The organism is Rhizobium sp. ZK1, from assembly GCF_047782645.1.
Taxonomy (GTDB): Bacteria; Pseudomonadota; Alphaproteobacteria; order Rhizobiales; family Rhizobiaceae; genus Rhizobium.
Genome location: NZ_CP180586.1, coordinates 4,441,443 through 4,458,441, shown reverse-complemented (window position 1 = coordinate 4,458,441; position 16,999 = coordinate 4,441,443). Strand labels below are relative to the sequence as shown.

18 protein-coding genes are annotated in these 16,999 nt (G+C 60.0%); 15 read left to right on the top strand and 3 right to left on the bottom strand.

What is annotated here, in order from left to right; translation table 11 throughout:
- The first annotated feature begins 81 nt into the window (after nt 1-81).
- From pmtA to ACK9YZ_RS22395, 6 genes are all read left to right on the top strand, one after another.
- On the top strand, nt 82-675 hold the full coding sequence (pmtA, locus tag ACK9YZ_RS22420; RefSeq protein ID WP_183727802.1) for a phospholipid N-methyltransferase PmtA: 594 nt from the start codon (nt 82-84) through the stop codon (nt 673-675).
- Nucleotides 676-1,257 (top strand): histidine phosphatase family protein, encoded by a 582-nt coding sequence (locus ACK9YZ_RS22415; protein ID WP_416065221.1) that lies wholly within the window; start codon nt 676-678, stop codon nt 1,255-1,257.
- 6 nt (nt 1,258-1,263) lie between these two features.
- The gene (pyrF, locus tag ACK9YZ_RS22410) at nt 1,264-1,971 is read left to right on the top strand and encodes an orotidine-5'-phosphate decarboxylase (RefSeq protein ID WP_416065220.1); all 708 of its coding nucleotides are present in this window, start codon (nt 1,264-1,266) and stop codon (nt 1,969-1,971) included.
- Between the two features lie 23 nt (nt 1,972-1,994).
- Nucleotides 1,995-2,282: a DUF1330 domain-containing protein gene (locus ACK9YZ_RS22405; protein ID WP_113307715.1), complete on the top strand. Its 288-nt coding sequence runs from the start codon at nt 1,995-1,997 to the stop codon at nt 2,280-2,282.
- A 110-nt stretch (nt 2,283-2,392) separates the two neighbouring features.
- Nucleotides 2,393-3,373, top strand: coding sequence for a complex I NDUFA9 subunit family protein (locus ACK9YZ_RS22400; RefSeq protein ID WP_216756769.1), 981 nt, complete (start codon nt 2,393-2,395; stop codon nt 3,371-3,373).
- 282 nt (nt 3,374-3,655) lie between these two features.
- Complete coding sequence (locus ACK9YZ_RS22395; protein ID WP_165911864.1) at nt 3,656-3,808, top strand: hypothetical protein; 153 nt, start codon at nt 3,656-3,658, stop codon at nt 3,806-3,808.
- 83 nt (nt 3,809-3,891) lie between these two features.
- Here ACK9YZ_RS22395 and ACK9YZ_RS22390 read toward each other — a convergent pair whose 3' ends face one another.
- Nucleotides 3,892-4,689, bottom strand: coding sequence for an undecaprenyl-diphosphate phosphatase (locus ACK9YZ_RS22390; RefSeq protein WP_416065219.1), 798 nt, complete (start codon nt 4,687-4,689; stop codon nt 3,892-3,894).
- Nucleotides 4,690-4,968: 279 nt separating this feature from the next.
- Here ACK9YZ_RS22390 and ACK9YZ_RS22385 point away from each other — a divergent pair, with 279 nt between their 5' ends.
- The 5 genes from ACK9YZ_RS22385 to ACK9YZ_RS22365 all read left to right on the top strand — a co-directional run bounded on the left by ACK9YZ_RS22385 (nt 4,969) and on the right by ACK9YZ_RS22365 (nt 9,934).
- Complete coding sequence (locus ACK9YZ_RS22385) at nt 4,969-5,661, top strand: glutathione S-transferase family protein (protein WP_113298271.1); 693 nt, start codon at nt 4,969-4,971, stop codon at nt 5,659-5,661.
- Between the two features lie 12 nt (nt 5,662-5,673).
- Nucleotides 5,674-6,834, top strand: a complete 1,161-nt coding sequence (queG, locus tag ACK9YZ_RS22380) for a tRNA epoxyqueuosine(34) reductase QueG (RefSeq protein ID WP_416065218.1) — start codon at nt 5,674-5,676, stop codon at nt 6,832-6,834.
- Entirely contained in the window at nt 6,834-7,703 is an 870-nt protein-coding gene (locus ACK9YZ_RS22375) for an SDR family oxidoreductase (protein ID WP_416065217.1), read from the top strand. The genes queG and ACK9YZ_RS22375 overlap by 1 nt, the downstream gene beginning before the upstream one ends.
- A 409-nt stretch (nt 7,704-8,112) precedes the next feature.
- Complete coding sequence (locus tag ACK9YZ_RS22370; RefSeq protein ID WP_183727787.1) at nt 8,113-8,475, top strand: septal ring lytic transglycosylase RlpA family protein; 363 nt, start codon at nt 8,113-8,115, stop codon at nt 8,473-8,475.
- 169 nt (nt 8,476-8,644) lie between these two features.
- A complete protein-coding gene (locus ACK9YZ_RS22365) occupies nt 8,645-9,934 on the top strand; it encodes an RsmB/NOP family class I SAM-dependent RNA methyltransferase (RefSeq protein ID WP_416065216.1) in 1,290 nt (429 codons plus the stop codon).
- A gap of 3 nt (nt 9,935-9,937) precedes the next feature.
- On the opposite strand, the gene ACK9YZ_RS22360 is transcribed toward ACK9YZ_RS22365, so the two are convergent.
- Nucleotides 9,938-10,447 (bottom strand): HPP family protein, encoded by a 510-nt coding sequence (locus tag ACK9YZ_RS22360; RefSeq protein ID WP_416065215.1) that lies wholly within the window; start codon nt 10,445-10,447, stop codon nt 9,938-9,940.
- Nucleotides 10,448-10,680: 233 nt separating this feature from the next.
- Between ACK9YZ_RS22360 and ACK9YZ_RS22355 the strand changes: the two genes are divergently transcribed.
- From ACK9YZ_RS22355 to ACK9YZ_RS22340, 4 genes are read left to right on the top strand one after another with little or no spacing between them, the layout of a single operon-like run.
- The gene (locus ACK9YZ_RS22355) at nt 10,681-11,958 is read left to right on the top strand and encodes an imelysin family protein (protein ID WP_216756763.1); all 1,278 of its coding nucleotides are present in this window, start codon (nt 10,681-10,683) and stop codon (nt 11,956-11,958) included.
- Nucleotides 11,959-12,005: 47 nt separating this feature from the next.
- The gene (locus ACK9YZ_RS22350; RefSeq protein WP_416065214.1) at nt 12,006-13,544 is read left to right on the top strand and encodes a di-heme oxidoredictase family protein; all 1,539 of its coding nucleotides are present in this window, start codon (nt 12,006-12,008) and stop codon (nt 13,542-13,544) included.
- The gene (locus ACK9YZ_RS22345; protein ID WP_416065213.1) at nt 13,544-14,647 is read left to right on the top strand and encodes an imelysin family protein; all 1,104 of its coding nucleotides are present in this window, start codon (nt 13,544-13,546) and stop codon (nt 14,645-14,647) included. The genes ACK9YZ_RS22350 and ACK9YZ_RS22345 overlap by 1 nt, the downstream gene beginning before the upstream one ends.
- Before the next feature lie 4 nt (nt 14,648-14,651).
- Entirely contained in the window at nt 14,652-15,752 is a 1,101-nt protein-coding gene (locus tag ACK9YZ_RS22340; protein ID WP_416065212.1) for a DUF1513 domain-containing protein, read from the top strand.
- On the opposite strand, the gene ACK9YZ_RS22335 is transcribed toward ACK9YZ_RS22340, so the two are convergent.
- Complete coding sequence (locus ACK9YZ_RS22335; protein WP_416065211.1) at nt 15,731-16,810, bottom strand: DUF2252 family protein; 1,080 nt, start codon at nt 16,808-16,810, stop codon at nt 15,731-15,733. The genes ACK9YZ_RS22340 and ACK9YZ_RS22335 overlap by 22 nt on opposite strands.
- Nucleotides 16,811-16,999: the final 189 nt, after the last annotated feature.

Here is a 16,999-nt window from a genome sequence, read left to right as displayed (position 1 = left end):
CTGATCGCGACATGGCCTCTTGTTTTTGCATCACCCTCCTGCAATTAAGGGAAAGTTGAACGGCAGGTACGGGAGGATTGTATGGCATTGCGGCTCAAGGAACGGCTCGGCAAGAAGTTTGACGAGGAGATCCGCTTCTTCAAGGGCATGATGCAGGGGCCGAAGACTGTCGGCTCCATCATTCCAACCTCCTCGATCACCGCCCGCAAGATGGCAAGTGTCGCAGATCCGCATTCGGACCTGCCTGTCCTCGAGCTCGGCCCTGGCACCGGAGCCATCACCAAGGCGATCCTTGCCCATGGCGTGAAACCGGAAAAGCTCGTCGCCATCGAATATTCGACAGACTTTTACCAGCATCTCCTTCGCCTCTATCCAGGCGTGACCTTCATCAACGGCGATGCTTTCGATCTCGACAGGACGCTCGGCTCACTTCGGGATCAGAGGTTCGATTGCGCCATCTCATGCATACCGCTCCTGAACTTCCCGATGCAGGCGCGCATCTCGCTTCTCGAAAACCTGCTCGACCGCATGCCGGCGGGCCGGCCATTCGTGCAGATCTCCTATGGTGCGGTGTCGCCAATCGTCGCCAATCCCGATCGCTACAGCATTCATCATTTTGATTTCATCGTGCGCAATATTCCTCCAGCCCAACTCTGGATCTATCGGCGCGGATAAATGTTTGGACTTTATATCACTCACCCGCAGGTCAAGATCGCCCCCCAGGTTCCCGTTCCCAAATGGGGTCTTTCCGACATCGGTGCCGAACGTGCCCGCAAGGCTGCGTCGAGCGACTGGGCGAATCGGCTGACCCGCATCGTCTCCAGCGACGAGACGAAAGCGATCGAGACTGCGGAAATCCTTGCCGAAGCTTCGGGTGCGAAAATCGAGATCGTGCATGGCATGCACGAGAATGATCGTACTGCTACCGGCTTCCTGCCGCCGGACAAGTTCGAAGAGGCTGCCAACTGGTTCTTCGCCCATCCGCAGGAGAGCTTCAGGGGCTGGGAACGAGCTGTCGATGCGCAAGCCCGCATCGTCTCGGCGGTCGAAGCGATCCTCTCTTCGCATGATCAAAATGCACCGATTGCCTTCGTTGGCCATGGCGGCGTCGGAACGCTGCTCAAGTGCCATCTGATGGGCACGCCGATAGCGCGCGACGGAGATCAGCCGGGCGGCGGTGGCAATCTCTATGCTTTCGGCCTTGCAGATCGCCGCTTATCATGCGACTGGACACCCATCGAAGACTGGCGGGGATGAATTGAGATGGACGCACGCGAGCGGTTGATCGTGGGGCTGGATGTTCCAACGATTGGCGAAGCGGAAAGATTGGTTTCCACGCTCGGCGACGACATTCTCTTCTACAAGATCGGCTACCAGCTCGTCTTTGCCGGCGGGCTGGAATTTGCCCGCGACCTTGCCGCCAGCGGCAAGAAGATCTTCCTGGACATGAAACTGCTCGACATCGACAACACGGTCGCATCCGGCGTCGAAAACATCGCCAAGATGGGCATGTCGATGCTGACGCTGCATGCCTATCCGAAAGCGATGAGGGCCGCGGTCGAGGCGGCGAAAGGCTCCGGCCTCTGCCTGCTGGGCGTGACCGTGCTGACCTCGATGGATGCCGAGGACCTCGTCGAGGCCGGTTATCAATATGATCCGCAGGCACTGGTCGCGCGCCGCGCCGAACAGGCGCGCGCTGCCGGTATGGGCGGCATCGTCTGCTCCGCCGAGGAATCCGCGGCTGTTAGCGAGATCGTCGGGCCTGATATGGCGATCGTTACACCCGGCATCCGCCCGACGGGCGCCGAAAAGGGCGACCAGAAGCGGGTCATGACGCCTAAGGATGCACTGAAGGCCGGGTCCACCCATCTCGTCGTCGCCCGCCCGATCGTCAAGGCACCAGAGCCGCGGGAAGCAGCGCGTGCAATCCTCAATGAAATGGTCGCCGCGCTCTGGCCGGCAAACCGCTGACACATGTGCTGAAAGGGACAACAATGGCCAAGGGATACTGGATCGCCCGCGTCGATGTGCGCGACCTCGAGCGCTACAAGGATTATGTCGCGGCTGCAAAGCCAGCCTTTGAAAAATACGGTGCGAACTTTCTCGCCCGCGGCGGCGCAATCACCGAGCTTGAAGGCAAGGCGCGCGCCCGTAACGTCGTCATCGAATTTCCCTCGATGCAGCATGCCGTCGACTGCTATAATTCGCCGGAATACCAGATCGCCGCAAAAATCCGCCATGAGGTGGCCGATGCCGAAATGGTCGTCGTCGAAGGCATCTGAACCAGTTTCGAACGGGTAAGAACTACGGCGCGATGGCCCTTTTCGTCGCGCCGGGATTCGGCTAAGACGAAATCCACCACAGCATTCCAAAGCCTTTCGAGGAGCCTGCCATGACCCTTGCCAACCTGCCGCCGCTCGTCACCGTGTTCGGAGGGTCCGGCTTCATCGGCAGACACGTCGTGCGTGTGCTGGCCAAGCGCGGCTACCGTATCCGTGTCGCCGTTCGCCGCCCCGATCTCGCGGGCTTCCTGCAGCCGCTCGGCAATGTCGGCCAGATCTCCTTCGTTCAGGCCAACCTGCGCTACCGCAATTCGATCGACCGCGCCGTCGAAGGTGCCGACCACGTGATCAATTGCGTCGGCATCCTCTTCGAGAGCGGCCGCAACACGTTCGATGCCGTGCAGGAATTTGGCGGCCGTGCGGTGGCTGAAGCCGCCCGCAATGCCGGTGCGACGCTCACTCACCTCTCGGCTATTGGCGCAAACTCCGGCTCGCAGTCCAGTTACGGCCGCACCAAGGGCCGCGCGGAAGCAGCCATCCTGTCTATTAAGACGGACGCAGTGATCTTCCGTCCGTCTATCGTCTTCGGCCCGGAAGACAGCTTCTTCAACAAGTTCGCCAACATGGCGCGCATGTTCCCGGTGTTGCCGCTCGTCGGCGGCGGCAAGACGAAGTTCCAGCCGGTTTACGTCGAAGATGTCGCCGAGGCCGTTGCCCGCGCCGTCGACGGCAAGATCGAAGGTGGAAAGATCTATGAGCTCGGCGGCCCTGAAGTCCTGAGCTTCCGTGAATGTCTTGAGACCATGCTGAAGGTCACGGCTCGCAAGAACCCGCTCATTTCCCTTCCCTTCGGCATCGCATCGCTGATCGGCAGCATAGCTTCGCTGGTGCCGTTCATCACACCGCCGATCACACCGGATCAGGTTAAGCTGCTGAAGCATGACAATGTCGTTTCGAAGGAAGCCGAAGCTGAAGGCCGCACGCTCAAGGGCCTCGGCATAACGCCGACGATGGCGACTTCGGTGCTCGAATCCTACCTTGTGCAGTACCGCCCGCACGGCCAGTACACCGGCTCCGGCAAGGCTGCCTGATAATAGATAGTCGACAGTTCAAGCGCCGCTCGTGAAGTTTCACGGGCGGCGTTTTTCTTTTCGTGAGATGCAAATCTGGCGCAAGCCCAGCGTGTTATGGCGCGTTTCATAGTGGGTTACGTTGCATAAAAGACGCATAGGAAATTTAGTGGAGTTAACACCAAATTTAGCAGGAACATTTATTGCTATTTGCTATTCCACTGACTAAACACCCCCGCGCGTCTTCAGACAGACTCAAGCGCCTCGCAGGCGTGCGGCAATCACTGTGAAAGGCTATTTCTAATGGGTAAGTCAATCGCGCTTCTTTTTGCGTGTGCGGCACTGGTCATCCTCGCAGGCTCCTTCATTGCGCCGGGCTCCGTCGCAGCGGTGAAGGGCGGTTGCTCGCCGGCCTACGGCGTCGATCCCTGCTCGACGGCCTCCATTACCCACTAACAGAAAGCCGGTCCTTTCGAACCGGCTTTAGTTTTTATCTCGGTGCGAGCGAAACATATTCGATCGCTCGCAAGTTTCGCGATTCAGGCGATCATGCCGGTCATCGCCATGCCGAGCAGCACAACACCCAAAATGATGCGATAGACCGCGAAGACCGTAAAACGGTTGCTCCTGATGTAGGCCAGCAACCACTTGACGGCGATGAAGGCAACGATCGTCGAAACGACGAAGGCAATGCCGAGCGCGGTCCAATCTTCGTTTGCCGCACCGCCATCCCTGAAGGTTTCTAGAAGCGAGAAGGCGCTTGCTGCATACATCGTCGGAATGCCGACGAGGAAGGCGAATTCGGTTGCCGCAGCGCGGTTGCCCGTGCCGGCCAGCATGGCGACGAAGATCGTAGCGCCAGAGCGGGACGTTCCGGGGAAGACACCGGCAACGACCTGGGCGATACCGACCAGAATGGCAACGAGCCAGGTGATGTGAGAGCTCGGCGGGCGGCGGGCGGCAGCCCATTCGGCAAAGATCATCCAGATACCGCCAATGATCAGCGCCCATGCAACCGGCGTTGCTGTCTCAGGCAGCTCGAAACCCATTTTCTTAACGATAAGGCCGAGAACCGCGGTGATCAAGAATGCGGCAATCAGCTTGAGGGCGTAATCGCGGTTCGCAGGATCGCGCCAGCCGAGCAGCAGATCCAGCAGGCGACGCCAGTAGATAATCGTGACGGCGAGGATGGCGCCGGCCTGAATGACGATGTTGAATGTATCTGAGCGTGCGCCGAGCCACTGTTCCGCAATGATCAGATGGCCGGTGCTCGAAATCGGCAGGAACTCGGTGATCCCTTCTATAATACCCAGGATTATAGAGCTTATATAGTCCATAAAGTGTCTCCGGTTTGGGGTTCGGTCGGACTGGAATGGCGGTCAGGTTTATATTGCACTGCACAATCATCATTCGCCAGAGCGGGAGGCAAGAAAAGGCGAGCGGGGAGTTGCGATGATTCAGGCAGCCATGTTTTGTCCCTCGTCAGGCAGGGGAGGCCCGATTCGCTTGTATTGGCGAGGCCAAGCTCCTATAGCTTCAACTAATGAGTCATGACTAGGGCGGTATAAGTGGCGCGCCCTTGAACCCATGCACCACAATCAAAAGTCCGAGTATCGATGCCCACGCTTTATCATCATCCCATGTCGTCCGCATCTCGCTTCGTCAGGCTCATTCTGGCGGAGTACGGCTATCAGGCGGAGCTGATCGAGGAACAGACCTGGGAGAAGCGCCGCGACTTCCTGGCGCTCAATCCGGCGGGCACGCTGCCTGTCTATGTCGATGACAGCATGCGGGCGCTCTGTGGCGCGACCGTCATTTCCGAATATCTCGACGAGACGCATGGCGTGCTGAAGCGCGACCGCCGACTGCTCGCCGAGGACCCATTCCAGCGCGCGGAAATCCGCCGCCTGACGGAATGGTTCATGCAGAAGATGGAAAACGACGTCACCAAGCCGCTGGCGCGCGAGCGCGTCTACAAGCTGCAAATGACGGCCGACCAGGGCGGCGGCGCCCCGGATTCCAAGATGTTGCGTACGGCGCGCGCCAATATCCGCCAGCATATGCGTTATCTCACATGGCTTGCAGGCTCGCGCCAATGGCTGGCCGGCGACCGGATGAGCTATGCCGATCTTGCCGCCGCCGCCTCTATCTCGATCCTTGATTATCTCGGTGAGATCGACTGGTCGGAATCACCGCTTGCCAAGGACTGGTACCAGCGGCTGAAATCGCGCCCCTCCTTCCGCCCGCTTCTGACTGAACGCGTGCGAGGCCTGACGCCGGTTTCCCATTATGCCGACCTGGATTTCTGACGAGGGCTTTTCATGCCCGAAGCGAAAACCGATGATATAAAAGAGCGCAAGCGCCGCGACAATTTGACCACCTTCCTGAAGGCGGAATCACTCGCTCTCGGCTTTGATCTCTGTCGCATCACCCGTCCGGATTCGATTCCTGACGCAAAGGAGCGGCTCGGTCAATTCATCGATGCCGGCCGGCATGGGACGATGGAGTGGATGGCCGAGACGCGAGAGCGCCGTGGCGATCCACGCACGCTCTGGAGCGATGTGCGCTCGGTCGCGGTCTTCGGCCTCAATTACGGGCCTGAGGACGATCCACGCGGCATTCTCGACAAGAAGGACAAGGCGGCGATCTCCGTCTATGCCCGCAATCGCGATTACCATGATGTCATCAAAGGCCGGCTGAAGGAGATCGCCACACGTTTTGCCGCCAGGGCGGGCGCAGATGTGAAGGTCTTCGTCGATACCGCGCCGGTCATGGAAAAGCCGCTGGCGGCCGCAGCCGGGCTTGGCTGGCAGGGTAAACACACCAATCTTCTCAGCCGCGAGCATGGCTCGTGGCTTTTCCTCGGCTCGATGTTCACGACCGCCGATCTCAATATAGATTTGCCCGAGACGGATCATTGCGGCTCCTGCCGCGCCTGCCTCGATGCCTGCCCGACCGCCGCCTTTCCGGCGCCCTACCAGATCGATGCGCGCCGCTGCATCTCGTATCTGACCATCGAGCACAAGGGACCGATCGATCCTGAATTCCGGCCGCTGATCGGCAATCGCATCTACGGCTGCGACGATTGTCTTGCTGCCTGCCCGTGGAACAAGTTCGCAAGCGAAGCCTCGGAAATGAAGCTGAAGGCACGCGAAGATCTGAAGGAGCCGTCCATCGCCTTCCTTCTCACGCTTGACGATCCGACCTTTCGCAGCTTCTTCAGCGGCTCGCCGGTCAAGCGCATCGGCCGCGACCGCTTCATCCGCAATGTGCTGATCGCCGCCGGCAATTCCGGCGAGCGCGGCCTCATCGAGCAATGTCGCATTCTGACCACCGATGCCTCGCCTGCCGTGCGCGGCATGGCAGTCTGGGCGCTATCGCGGCTCATGAAGGCTGGCGAATTCGACGCCTTTGCCGCACAAAGGGAAAGTGAGTCGGACGAGGATGTCCTCGGCGAGTGGCGAATGGCGGGAGTGAGCTGATGCATGTGATGATCTTTGGCTGCGGTTATTCCGGTACAGCGATCGCCAAGGCCTTTGGCGAGAGCGGCGTGCGCGCCTCCGGCACGACCCGTTCTCCGGAAAAAGCCGAAGAACTGCGGAAAGCCGGGATCGAAGCCTTCCTTTTTGACGGCGAGACCTTGAGCGCCGAGATGCAGGCTGCCATGGCAGACGTTACTCATCTCGTGCAGTCGATTGCGCCGCGCGACACCGATCCGCTGCTTGCATTGCTTGGTCAGGATGGCGCGGCACGTCTGCCTGACCTGCAATGGATCGGCTATCTCTCCACCGTCGGCGTCTATGGCGACCATAAGGGCGGCTGGGTGACGGAAGAAACCGTTTGCGTTCCGATCTCCGGCCGCTCGAAGGAGCGGTTGGAAGCGGAGGAGGCCTGGCTTGCGCTCGGTCGCGCCCGCGGCGTGCCGGCTGCGATATTGCGTCTCTCGGGCATTTACGGGCCAGGACGCAACGCTTTCGTCAACCTCGATCGCGGTACGGCGCGTCGTATCATAAAGAAGGAGCAAGTCTTCAACCGCATCCGCGTTGAGGACATCGGCGCTTCCACCCGCTTTCTGTCGGAACACGCGCTCGGCGGCATCTACAATGTCACCGACGATCAGCCCGGCCCACCACAGGAAGTCATCGTCGAAGCGGCTCGCCTGATGGGCGTCGAGCCCCCGCCGGAACAGGCTTTCGAGACGGCAGAGATGACGGCTATGGCCCGCTCTTTCTATGGTGAGAACAAGCGGGTTTCGAACGCCAAATTGAAGGCTGCGGGCTTCCGTTTTGCCTTCCCGAACTACCCGATGTCGCTCGCCCAACTCTGGCAAAATGGTCATTGGAGAGGTTGAAGAAACCCTCCCATTCGGGTGAGTGGGTTATAGCCCATAAAGAGTAGAAATTTCCTACTTTCTAATTTTGAGGAACTGAATTTCGCTCTGTATTATGGTTAACGGCCCCTAAATTTGCGCAAATGTGGCGTCGAATATGGCAATCGGAGAAAAAAATTTTTGTGATTTCCAGCGGCTATCAACTGTTTACCCTTTTTCCGAAAAAATCATTCGGATTTTAGCTGATTTTATTAGGTTTTTTCCACAGCTGGACAAAGCGGTGTCCTGCTACCGCAATGTTATCGAAATCACAAATATTACAGACCGTAATGTTCCGTGATCGTCATTGGCACTTTTTCGCCACTTTTCCCCGGATTGAAGCCCCACCGCCTGCGAAGGCGCAAGTTCAATAGTTGAGGGACAATCCGTTTTGAAGAAAATCTGCCGTTCTCTAATCACCACCGCAGCCATTGCAGCCTGTTCTTTCGTCCTTCCAGCGGAAGGGTTTGCTGCCAACGGATGTGGCGGTGCTTCGTGGTACGCACTTCGCTCCAAAACTGCTTCCGGGGAACGCATGAACCCGGCCATCTATACTGCCGCACATCGCTCTCTGGCGTTCGGCACCAAGGTGAAGGTCACCAACCGCAACAACGGCCGCAGCGTCGTCGTTCGCATCAATGATCGTGGTCCGTTTATCCGTGGTCGCGTGCTCGATCTGTCGCGCGCTGCTGCACAGAATATCGGCATGGTCTCCTCGGGCACTGCGAAGGTCTGCTACGAAGTCATCAGCTGAGGCCCAAGTCCTCCGCACAATCCCTGCGCCGGATGCGGCGCTTGCTCTTGCCGTCAATCGCGGGTAACCACGCGGTTGAGACTTGTGAACAATCCACCCAGTCACTTAGGTTTCCTAGTGCTCATTTTGCGCGGATCGTTCACCAGCCAAGGCAACAGGAGAAGTTTGAATGCGTTTGGGCGGCCGCCTCGAAGGGGCGATTTCGGTTCTGGCTGATATCGATGCCCGTAAAAGGCCTGTCGCCGATGCGTTGAAGGACTGGGGCCTCGCCCACCGTTTCGCCGGCTCCGGCGACCGGGCGGCGATCGGCAACATCGTCTATGACGCGCTGCGCATGCGGCTCTCCCATGCCTATCTGATGGACGACGACAGCGCCGTTGCCATTGCCCATGCCGTCATGTTCCGCCAATGGGGTTTCACGCCGGAAAAGCTGGCCGCGGAACTTGTCGACGACAAGTTCGCGCCGGCGCCGCTTTCGGCCGACTCACTCGCGGCCTTTACGAGCCGCTCTCTTTCCGACGCAGCCCCGCATGTGCAGGGCGATATTCCAGAATGGGTGCAATCCTCCTTCGAACAGGCCTTCGGCGGCGAATGGCTCTCCGAGGCGCAGGCGCTCGCCGGACGCCCGACGCTTGATCTGCGCGCCAATATCCTGAAAGCCACCCGCGAAAAGGCTGCCAAGGCGCTGGAACGCGCCGGCGCCAATGAAGCGAAGATCGCACGCTACGGCATCCGGATTCCCGCCGGCGAGGGTGCCTCACGCTTGCCCAACGTGACGGCCGAACTTTCGTTCCAGAAAGGTTGGTTCGAGGTTCAGGACGAGGGATCGCAGATCGTTGCCGATCTCGTGTTGCCTAGGGATGGCGATCAGGTGCTGGATTACTGCGCCGGCGGCGGCGGCAAGACGCTCGCCATGGCGGCCGCCATGCACAACAAGGGCCAGGTCCATGCCTATGATGCCGACCGCAAGCGGCTTGCGCCGATCATCGAGCGGCTGAAGCGCGCCGGCACACGCAACGTTCAGGTCCATGACGATATCAGAGGCCTCTCCGGCCTGCGCGACCGCTGCGACAAGGTGCTGGTCGATGCGCCCTGCACCGGCACGGGCACGTGGCGCCGTCGGCCGGATACGAAATGGCGGCTGACCGTCAAGAACCTCGACGAACGCACGGCCCAGCAGCAGGACGCGCTGAAACAGGCAAGCGGCTTCGTGCGCCCCGGCGGCGAACTCATCTACGTTACCTGCTCGGTGCTGCCGCAGGAGAACGAAGAGCAAGTGCGGCGCTTTGCCGCCGACCACGGCGACTTCGAAATCGTCGGTGCTCTGCCTGCCTGGGATAGCCTATTCGGCAAGGAGAGCACACGCCCGCGCTCTTCCGACGGTAAGACGATCACGCTGACGCCGGCCTCGACGGATACCGACGGCTTCTTTTTCTGCCGCCTCAAAAGGATAGGCTGAGCCTTACGGCGACGGCGCCCGCAGCGGATATTGATGCCGCGGTGGGATGAGATGGTGCACGACGGCGATCGCAACCAGCAGAACGCCACCGAGCAGCACGACCGCAAACAGCGTCAAGCCGCCGAGATGCGAGCCGAGAGCAACAAGCGGCACGGCACCTGCCGGCGGATGCGTGACCCTCAGCGCCAGCATGGCTGCGATCGCGATGCCGACGGCGATTGCCGCGACCCACCATAGACCCGGAAAGAAAAAAGCGGCTGCGGCACCGACTGCGGCAGCAAGGACATAGCCGCCGATGACATTGGCCGGTTGGGCAAGGGGGCTCTTCGGTTGTCCGAAGATCAGCACCGCCGTTGCGCCGAAGGGCGCGATCAGCAGCGGAATGCCCGTCGTGATGGCAAGTGTACCGACTGAAACCATGCCTATAACGGCGCCAATTCCAGACTTGAGGTGCGCATGGAATGCGCCCTTCGGCTCGTGGCGATGAATGAAATGCTTGATGTGATGACGCATGAAGGCCGGTCGGATGAGGGAGTATTCGGCAGGTCAGATGAAGGATTGAGCAGAGTGCGCGATAAATAGCGCGCTTCATGCCGAATTTTCAAGCAAATGCTTTTCAAACAGACAGAATGTTCGCGGAAATTCATCCTTAAAACCATTCCAAACTAGAGTGTTTGACACCAGTTTGCTTTTGGGCGAAGAGACGAAAGCCGGATTCAGACGGAAATCCGTCACAGGAGAGGATTATGAAGCTCAACCGCACATTCCGAGCAGTTGCACTGGCGATTGCCCCCGCCGCCCTGCTCGCCCTTCCCGCGCATGCGGCAACCGACGCAGCCGCTGTCGTGAAACACTATGCCGAAATCGCTCATGCCAAGTACGAAGACTCGCTGACGACAGCCAAGGCGCTCGACGCGGCCATCGACGCGTTTCTGAAGACGCCCGATGATGAGACGCTGAAGGCTGCCAAGGACGCATGGATCAAGGCGCGTGTTCCCTACCAGCAGACCGAAGTCTACCGTTTCGGCAACCCTATTGTCGACGACTGGGAAGGCAAGGTCAACGCGTGGCCGCTCGATGAAGGCCTGATCGATTACGTGGATCCCTCCTACGGCACGGAAAGCGACGAGAACTCTCTCTATGTCGCCAATGTCATCGCCAACAAGACGATCAAGATCGACGGCAAGGATGTCGATGCTTCCAAGCTGACGCCGGAATTCCTCTCCGGCACTCTGGCCGAGGCCGGCGGTATCGAAGCCAATGTCGCGACCGGCTACCATGCCATCGAATTCCTGCTCTGGGGCCAGGATCTGCATGGCACGGGTCCGGGCGCGGGTGAACGTCCTGCTACCGACTACGACCTGAAGAATTGCACGCATGGCAATTGCGACCGCCGCGCCGAATATCTGAAGTCCGCCTCCACGCTGCTCGTTTCCGATCTGCAGGAAATGACCGACAATTGGGCGCCGGATGGCGAAGCCGCAAAGCATGTCGAAGCCGATCCGAAGGCTGGCCTCGTCGCCATCCTGACGGGCATGGGTTCGCTCTCCTACGGCGAGCTCGCCGGCGAACGCATGAAGCTCGGCCTGTTGCTGCACGATCCGGAAGAAGAGCACGATTGCTTCTCCGACAACACCTACAACTCGCACCTGAACGATGCGATCGGCATCGCCGCCGCCTATACGGGCGAATATACGCGTGTCGACGGCACCAAGATGACCGGCCCGTCGCTGCACGATCTCGTTGCCGCCAAGGATAAGGCTCTCGACGCCGAGATGACCGGCAAGCTCAACAAAACGCTGGATGCCATGCACGCCATGGCCAAGCGCGGCGAGACGGTCGAGAAGTACGACCAGATGATCGGTGAGGGCAACAAGGAAGGCAACGCTGTTGTCCAGGCTGCGATCGACGGTCTCATCGACCAGACGAAGTCGGTCCAGCGCGTTATTGCCGCACTTGACCTCGGCACCGTCGAGCTTGAAGGTTCCGACAGCCTGGATAATCCTAACGCTGTCTTCAAATAAGCAAAAAGGCGGGCCGCTTTGAAACCGGAGCGGCCCGGACCCTTGAAATGTCGCATAAACCGGCCCGCCGTCTCCTTGTCAGCGCAGCTTTCTGCGCCTCGCTTGCCGGGCTTCCCGTTGCGATCGCGAGCGCCTTCGATCTTCCGACCAGACGGACCGATATTTCCGATGCCGATTTGAAGCGCGTCGCCGATATTGTCAGGCCGGCGCATGATTTCAGCAAGGCAGAGCCCTACGAGGCCATGCAGGCAGGTGCGGCAACATCCATCGATCCGGTTAACGAAGACAGCTTCTCGCATATCTCTGCCAATATCCCTTTCGAGGAAGAACAGAATTTCCGGCTTGGCAATGCGCTCTTCCGCAAGCTCTGGGTTTCCGCGCCATCCTCTACGCAAGCCTCCGATGGGCTCGGCCCGCTCTTCAACGCCCGTTCCTGCATGAGCTGCCACGCCAATGACGGTCGCGGCAAACCGCCGGAGGGTGGTCCAAGCGCTACCTCGATGGTCCTGCGTATTGCCCGTGCAGCGAAGACCGCGGAGGAAGAAAAAGCAATCGCCGACGCCGATGTCATCAATTTCCCCGATCCTGTTTACGGCCACCAACTTCAGGATCTTGCGGTTCCAGGGCTTGCCGCCGAAGGCAAGGTCGCTGTCACCTATATCGAGGAGACCGTCACGCTTGCGGGCGGGGAGACGGTCAGCCTGCGTAAACCCGCTTATTCCGCCAAGAATCTCGCCTACGGGTCGCTCGACCCGGCAACGACGATCTCAGCGCGTGTCGCCCCGGCGATGATCGGCCTCGGGCTGATCGAGGCAATTCCCGCAGCGGATATTCTCGCGCATGCCGATCCCGATGATCTCGATCACGACGGCATATCCGGCAAGGCCGCCATCGTACGCGACCATCGCACCGGCGAGATCACGCTCGGTCGTTTCGGCTGGAAGGCGCAGAACGCCAATGTGCGCGACCAGAGCGCCGATGCCTTCTCCAACGATATCGGCATTTCGACACCGGATGCACCTGATGCACATGGCGACTGCACCGCCGCTGAGACAAAGTGCCTCGCCATGCCTGATGGCGTGCAGAAACGGCTTGGTAACGAGGAGGCGCCCGGGCCGGTGCTCGATCTCGTCACCTTCTATTCGGAGAACCTTGCCGTACCGGCGCGCCGCAAGGCAAGCTTCGCCGATACGTTGCGCGGCAAGCAACTTTTCTACGACTCGGGCTGCATTTCCTGCCATGTTCCGAAGTTCGTCACCCGACGCGATACGGCCGGGAAGGCGCAAGCCTTCCAGCTCATCTGGCCCTATTCCGATTTCCTGCTACACGACATGGGCGGCGATCTGGCCGACGGACAGCAAGTGGGACTTGCAAGCGGACGTGAATGGCGCACGCCACCGCTATGGGGTATAGGACTGACCCGGACTGTCAGCGGACACAGCTTCTTCCTGCACGACGGCCGCGCCAGAAATCTCACCGAAGCAATTCTCTGGCACGGCGGCGAAGCTGAAAAAGCCCGCAACGCATTCTCCTCGCTGTCAAAAGACGATAGAGAGGCCCTGATTACATTCCTGGAGTCACTCTGATGCGTCCCTGGCACACCCTCCTTTGCCTCGCCTTGACCGGCCTTGCCACATCGGCTGCCGCCCAGGGCGCCGCGCCGTCCGCGTCAGGGCTCAATGAGGATGCCGTGCCATCGGTCATGCAGCGTGCCGTCGATGAGGTCATTCGTCCCGGCTACCGCAACATGCAGCAATCGGCCGCACGCCTGACGACCGCCATGAACGACCTTTGCGCTTCCGGTACGCAGCAGACGCTCGATCGCGCCAAGTCCGCCTTCGACGATACGATCCGCTACTGGTCGACGATCGAGATCGTGCAGACCGGCCCTGTCATCCACGACAATCTCTTCGAGCACATCCTCTTCTATCCCGACCGCAAGGGTGTTGGCCTCAAGCAGGTTCAGGCGCTGATCGCCAAGGCCGATCCGAAGGACGCGACCGTCGATGCCATCGCCGGCAAGAGTGTGGCCTTACAGGGACTGACCGCGCTGGAATATGTGCTTTACGGCAACGGTTCCGACGACCTGATCAACCAGAAGGGCGGCTTCCGCTGCCTCTACGGCCAGGCGGTCGCCGGCAATATCCAGCGCGAGGCTGGCGAAGTCGTCGCGGCCTGGGAGAAGCCTGACGGTGTGCAGGCGAGCTGGAAGCATCCCGGACCGCAGAGCGACGATTTCATGGATAACAAGGAGGCCGTCACCGCCCTTCTCGGTATCCTCGTCCATGGTGCTGAAAATGTCCGCGACCAGCGGCTGGAGCAGTTCTACAAGGGCAAGGATACGCCTGCCCGCCCGCGCATGGCGATCTACTGGCGTTCGAAGAATACCTGGAAGTCCATGGCCGCCAATCTCGAGGGCATCCGGACGCTCTGGCAGAAAGCCGGCATGGCCGAGTTGCTTCCGCCAGAGAAGAAACAGGTTGCCGATGCGATCGACACCAAGCTCAAGACGATCATCGACAGCGTCTCCAAGCTGAACCCGGATATCGAAGTCGCCGTCAGCGATGCGGAAAAAGCCAAGCTCGATACACTGCTTTCCGAAAGCCGCGACCTCATCACCACGATCAGCGACCAGTATGGCGCCGCGATCGGCCTTTCGGCGGGCTTCTCCTTTTCGGACGGAGACTGAGCCGATGTGGCGCAGCGCCGCCATCGACCGACGCGGCTTCATCAAGGCCGCCGGCATCGGCTTCCTGGCCGCGCTGAAACCGCAGGCGCTGTTAGCGCTCGACCGCGCCGATGCCGTCTATGCCTCCGGCATCCGGGCCGCCAACGGCTCCTTCGCTGTGGCAACGGTTACTGAGCGCGGCGAGATCGTCGATCAGGTGGTGCTTCCCGCCCGTGCCCACGGCATGGCCCATAGCAGTACAACTGGGCGCACAGTCGCCTTCGCCCGCCGGCCCGGCACTTTCGCCATGATCTTCGATCCCTGGAATAAGGGCGAACCCATCGTCATCACCTCGCCGGAAGGCCGGCATTTTTACGGCCACGGTGCCTTTTCGCCGGATGGGCGGCTGCTCTATGCCAGCGAGAACGACTTCGACAACAACAGGGGCATGATTGGCCTCTACGATGCGACGAACCGTTTCGTCCGCATCGGCGAATATGAAACCTATGGCGTCGGACCGCACGACATGAGGGTTTCCGATGACGGCCGCATGTTGATCGTTGCCAATGGCGGCATCGAGACCCATCCGGACTTCGGCCGTACCAAGCTCAATCTCGGCAATATGCAGCCGTCGCTGGCGCTCATCGATGCGGCGACAGGCGCACTGATCGAAAAACATGCCCTGCCGTCGCAATGGTCGTCGGTCTCGACGCGGCATGTCGATATCGATGCCAGCGGCCGCATCTGGTTTGCCTGCCAGTACGAGGGGCACCGCAAGGATCTGCCGCCGCTCGTCGGCCATTTCGCCAAGGGCGAGGATCTTGTTTTCATCGATCTGCCTGAGGAGACGACACGGCGGCTTGCCAACTATGTCGGTGCGATCGCGGTCAACCGGAAGGACGGGCTCGTCGGCGTCACCTCGCCGATCGCCGGTGCGTCCGTCACCATCGATGCGAAAACGGGCGAGGTGCTGCGCGAGGAGAGCATTCCCGATGCCGCCGGCATTGCACCTGCTCCCAGTGGCTTTGCCGTTTCATCCTATGACGGCGACTTCCTTTCGACCCATAGCGACGTCGCATGGGACCAGCATATCGTGCGCATCGCTCAACAAGCTTTGCTGCGGTAAGCCTTCCACTCCCTTTCAGTGGCTTCCGCGGCTGCCCGTGCCGCCTCGTAGAGCCAGTCCTCGCCGCGCGAACGCAGGTCATTGCGAATTGCCGCAGCACTTGCCGCGTCATCCGAATGACAGTTGGCGATCTCGAAGCCCATCAATTCTAACATTGAACCGTTCAACAGGGTGTTCGCATCGGTCTTGATTTCGATCTTGCGGCTGTTCGGCGAAAGCCTGCGAACGAGAATGCGACCGGTCACCATGAAATGGGGATCGGGGCTGCGTATCCGCCCGGCGGCGATGACCCCGGTTCTGATGACGTGATCCCCAGACCTTCCCAGCGACCAGGCGGAGGGCACAAGCGCCTTGGCTTCACGCAGCACGGGTCCGCCGCGCCACTCCTTCACATAGGCGACGAACCGCGGCCGCCCGAGACTTCCCGTCCCCTTCGTCACCGGCACCGGCGTGACACTTCCCGAAACTTTCGGCAGAGCATTTTTCAAGGCCTCGACAAAACGGCCGGGTGCCGGCTTTTTGCCGGGCTTACGCTTGTCGCATTTTTTCCAGAAATCTTTCCGCTCATCTTCCGAAAGCAAAAGCTTGTCGCGGAGCCAAGGATGATCGCGCTCCAGGATGATCGGAGCCGGGTGATCGAGGCCGCGCACATAGCCGGCGAGGAGGAGCTCAGCGATTGCCCTGCCGGAAATCCCGTCGTCCGGCTGAGCCAGAACGGCGCTCGCCACCAGCCGCACGAGATCCAGCCCGTAGGGCATGATCGCCGCGTCATCGAAATCATTGGCGCCCCAGACGAGCCGCCCCTCAATATCCCGCCAGGTGCCGAAATTCTCCAGATGCGTGTCGCCGATCGACAGCACTTGCGGCATGTCGGCGAGCTCCGGCCTGACGTCGTAGATGATTTCCGCCCAACGCCAGTAGGTGGCGCGCAAGAAGACGAAGGCGTCCTCGCACATCTTCCGGTGTTTTTCGTCGATATCGTCCCGCACGAACTCGCCATGCAGCTCGTTTGCCAGCCACGCCTCGTAATCGCTCACAGATTGAGGAAACGTTTTCATTAACTCGCCCTCAGGTTTAATTGATCATAATCCTATTGAGCGTCATTCAGAAGAGATCCCGTGGCAAAATAAGCAAAAGCGATTCTCAACCGCAAGAAATTGTGCGGACAAACATCCGACAGGCCACGTGATCGAAAAGCCGTAGCTTGAGACAAAAACATCGTGAGCTGGATTGCAATCTTGTCGAAT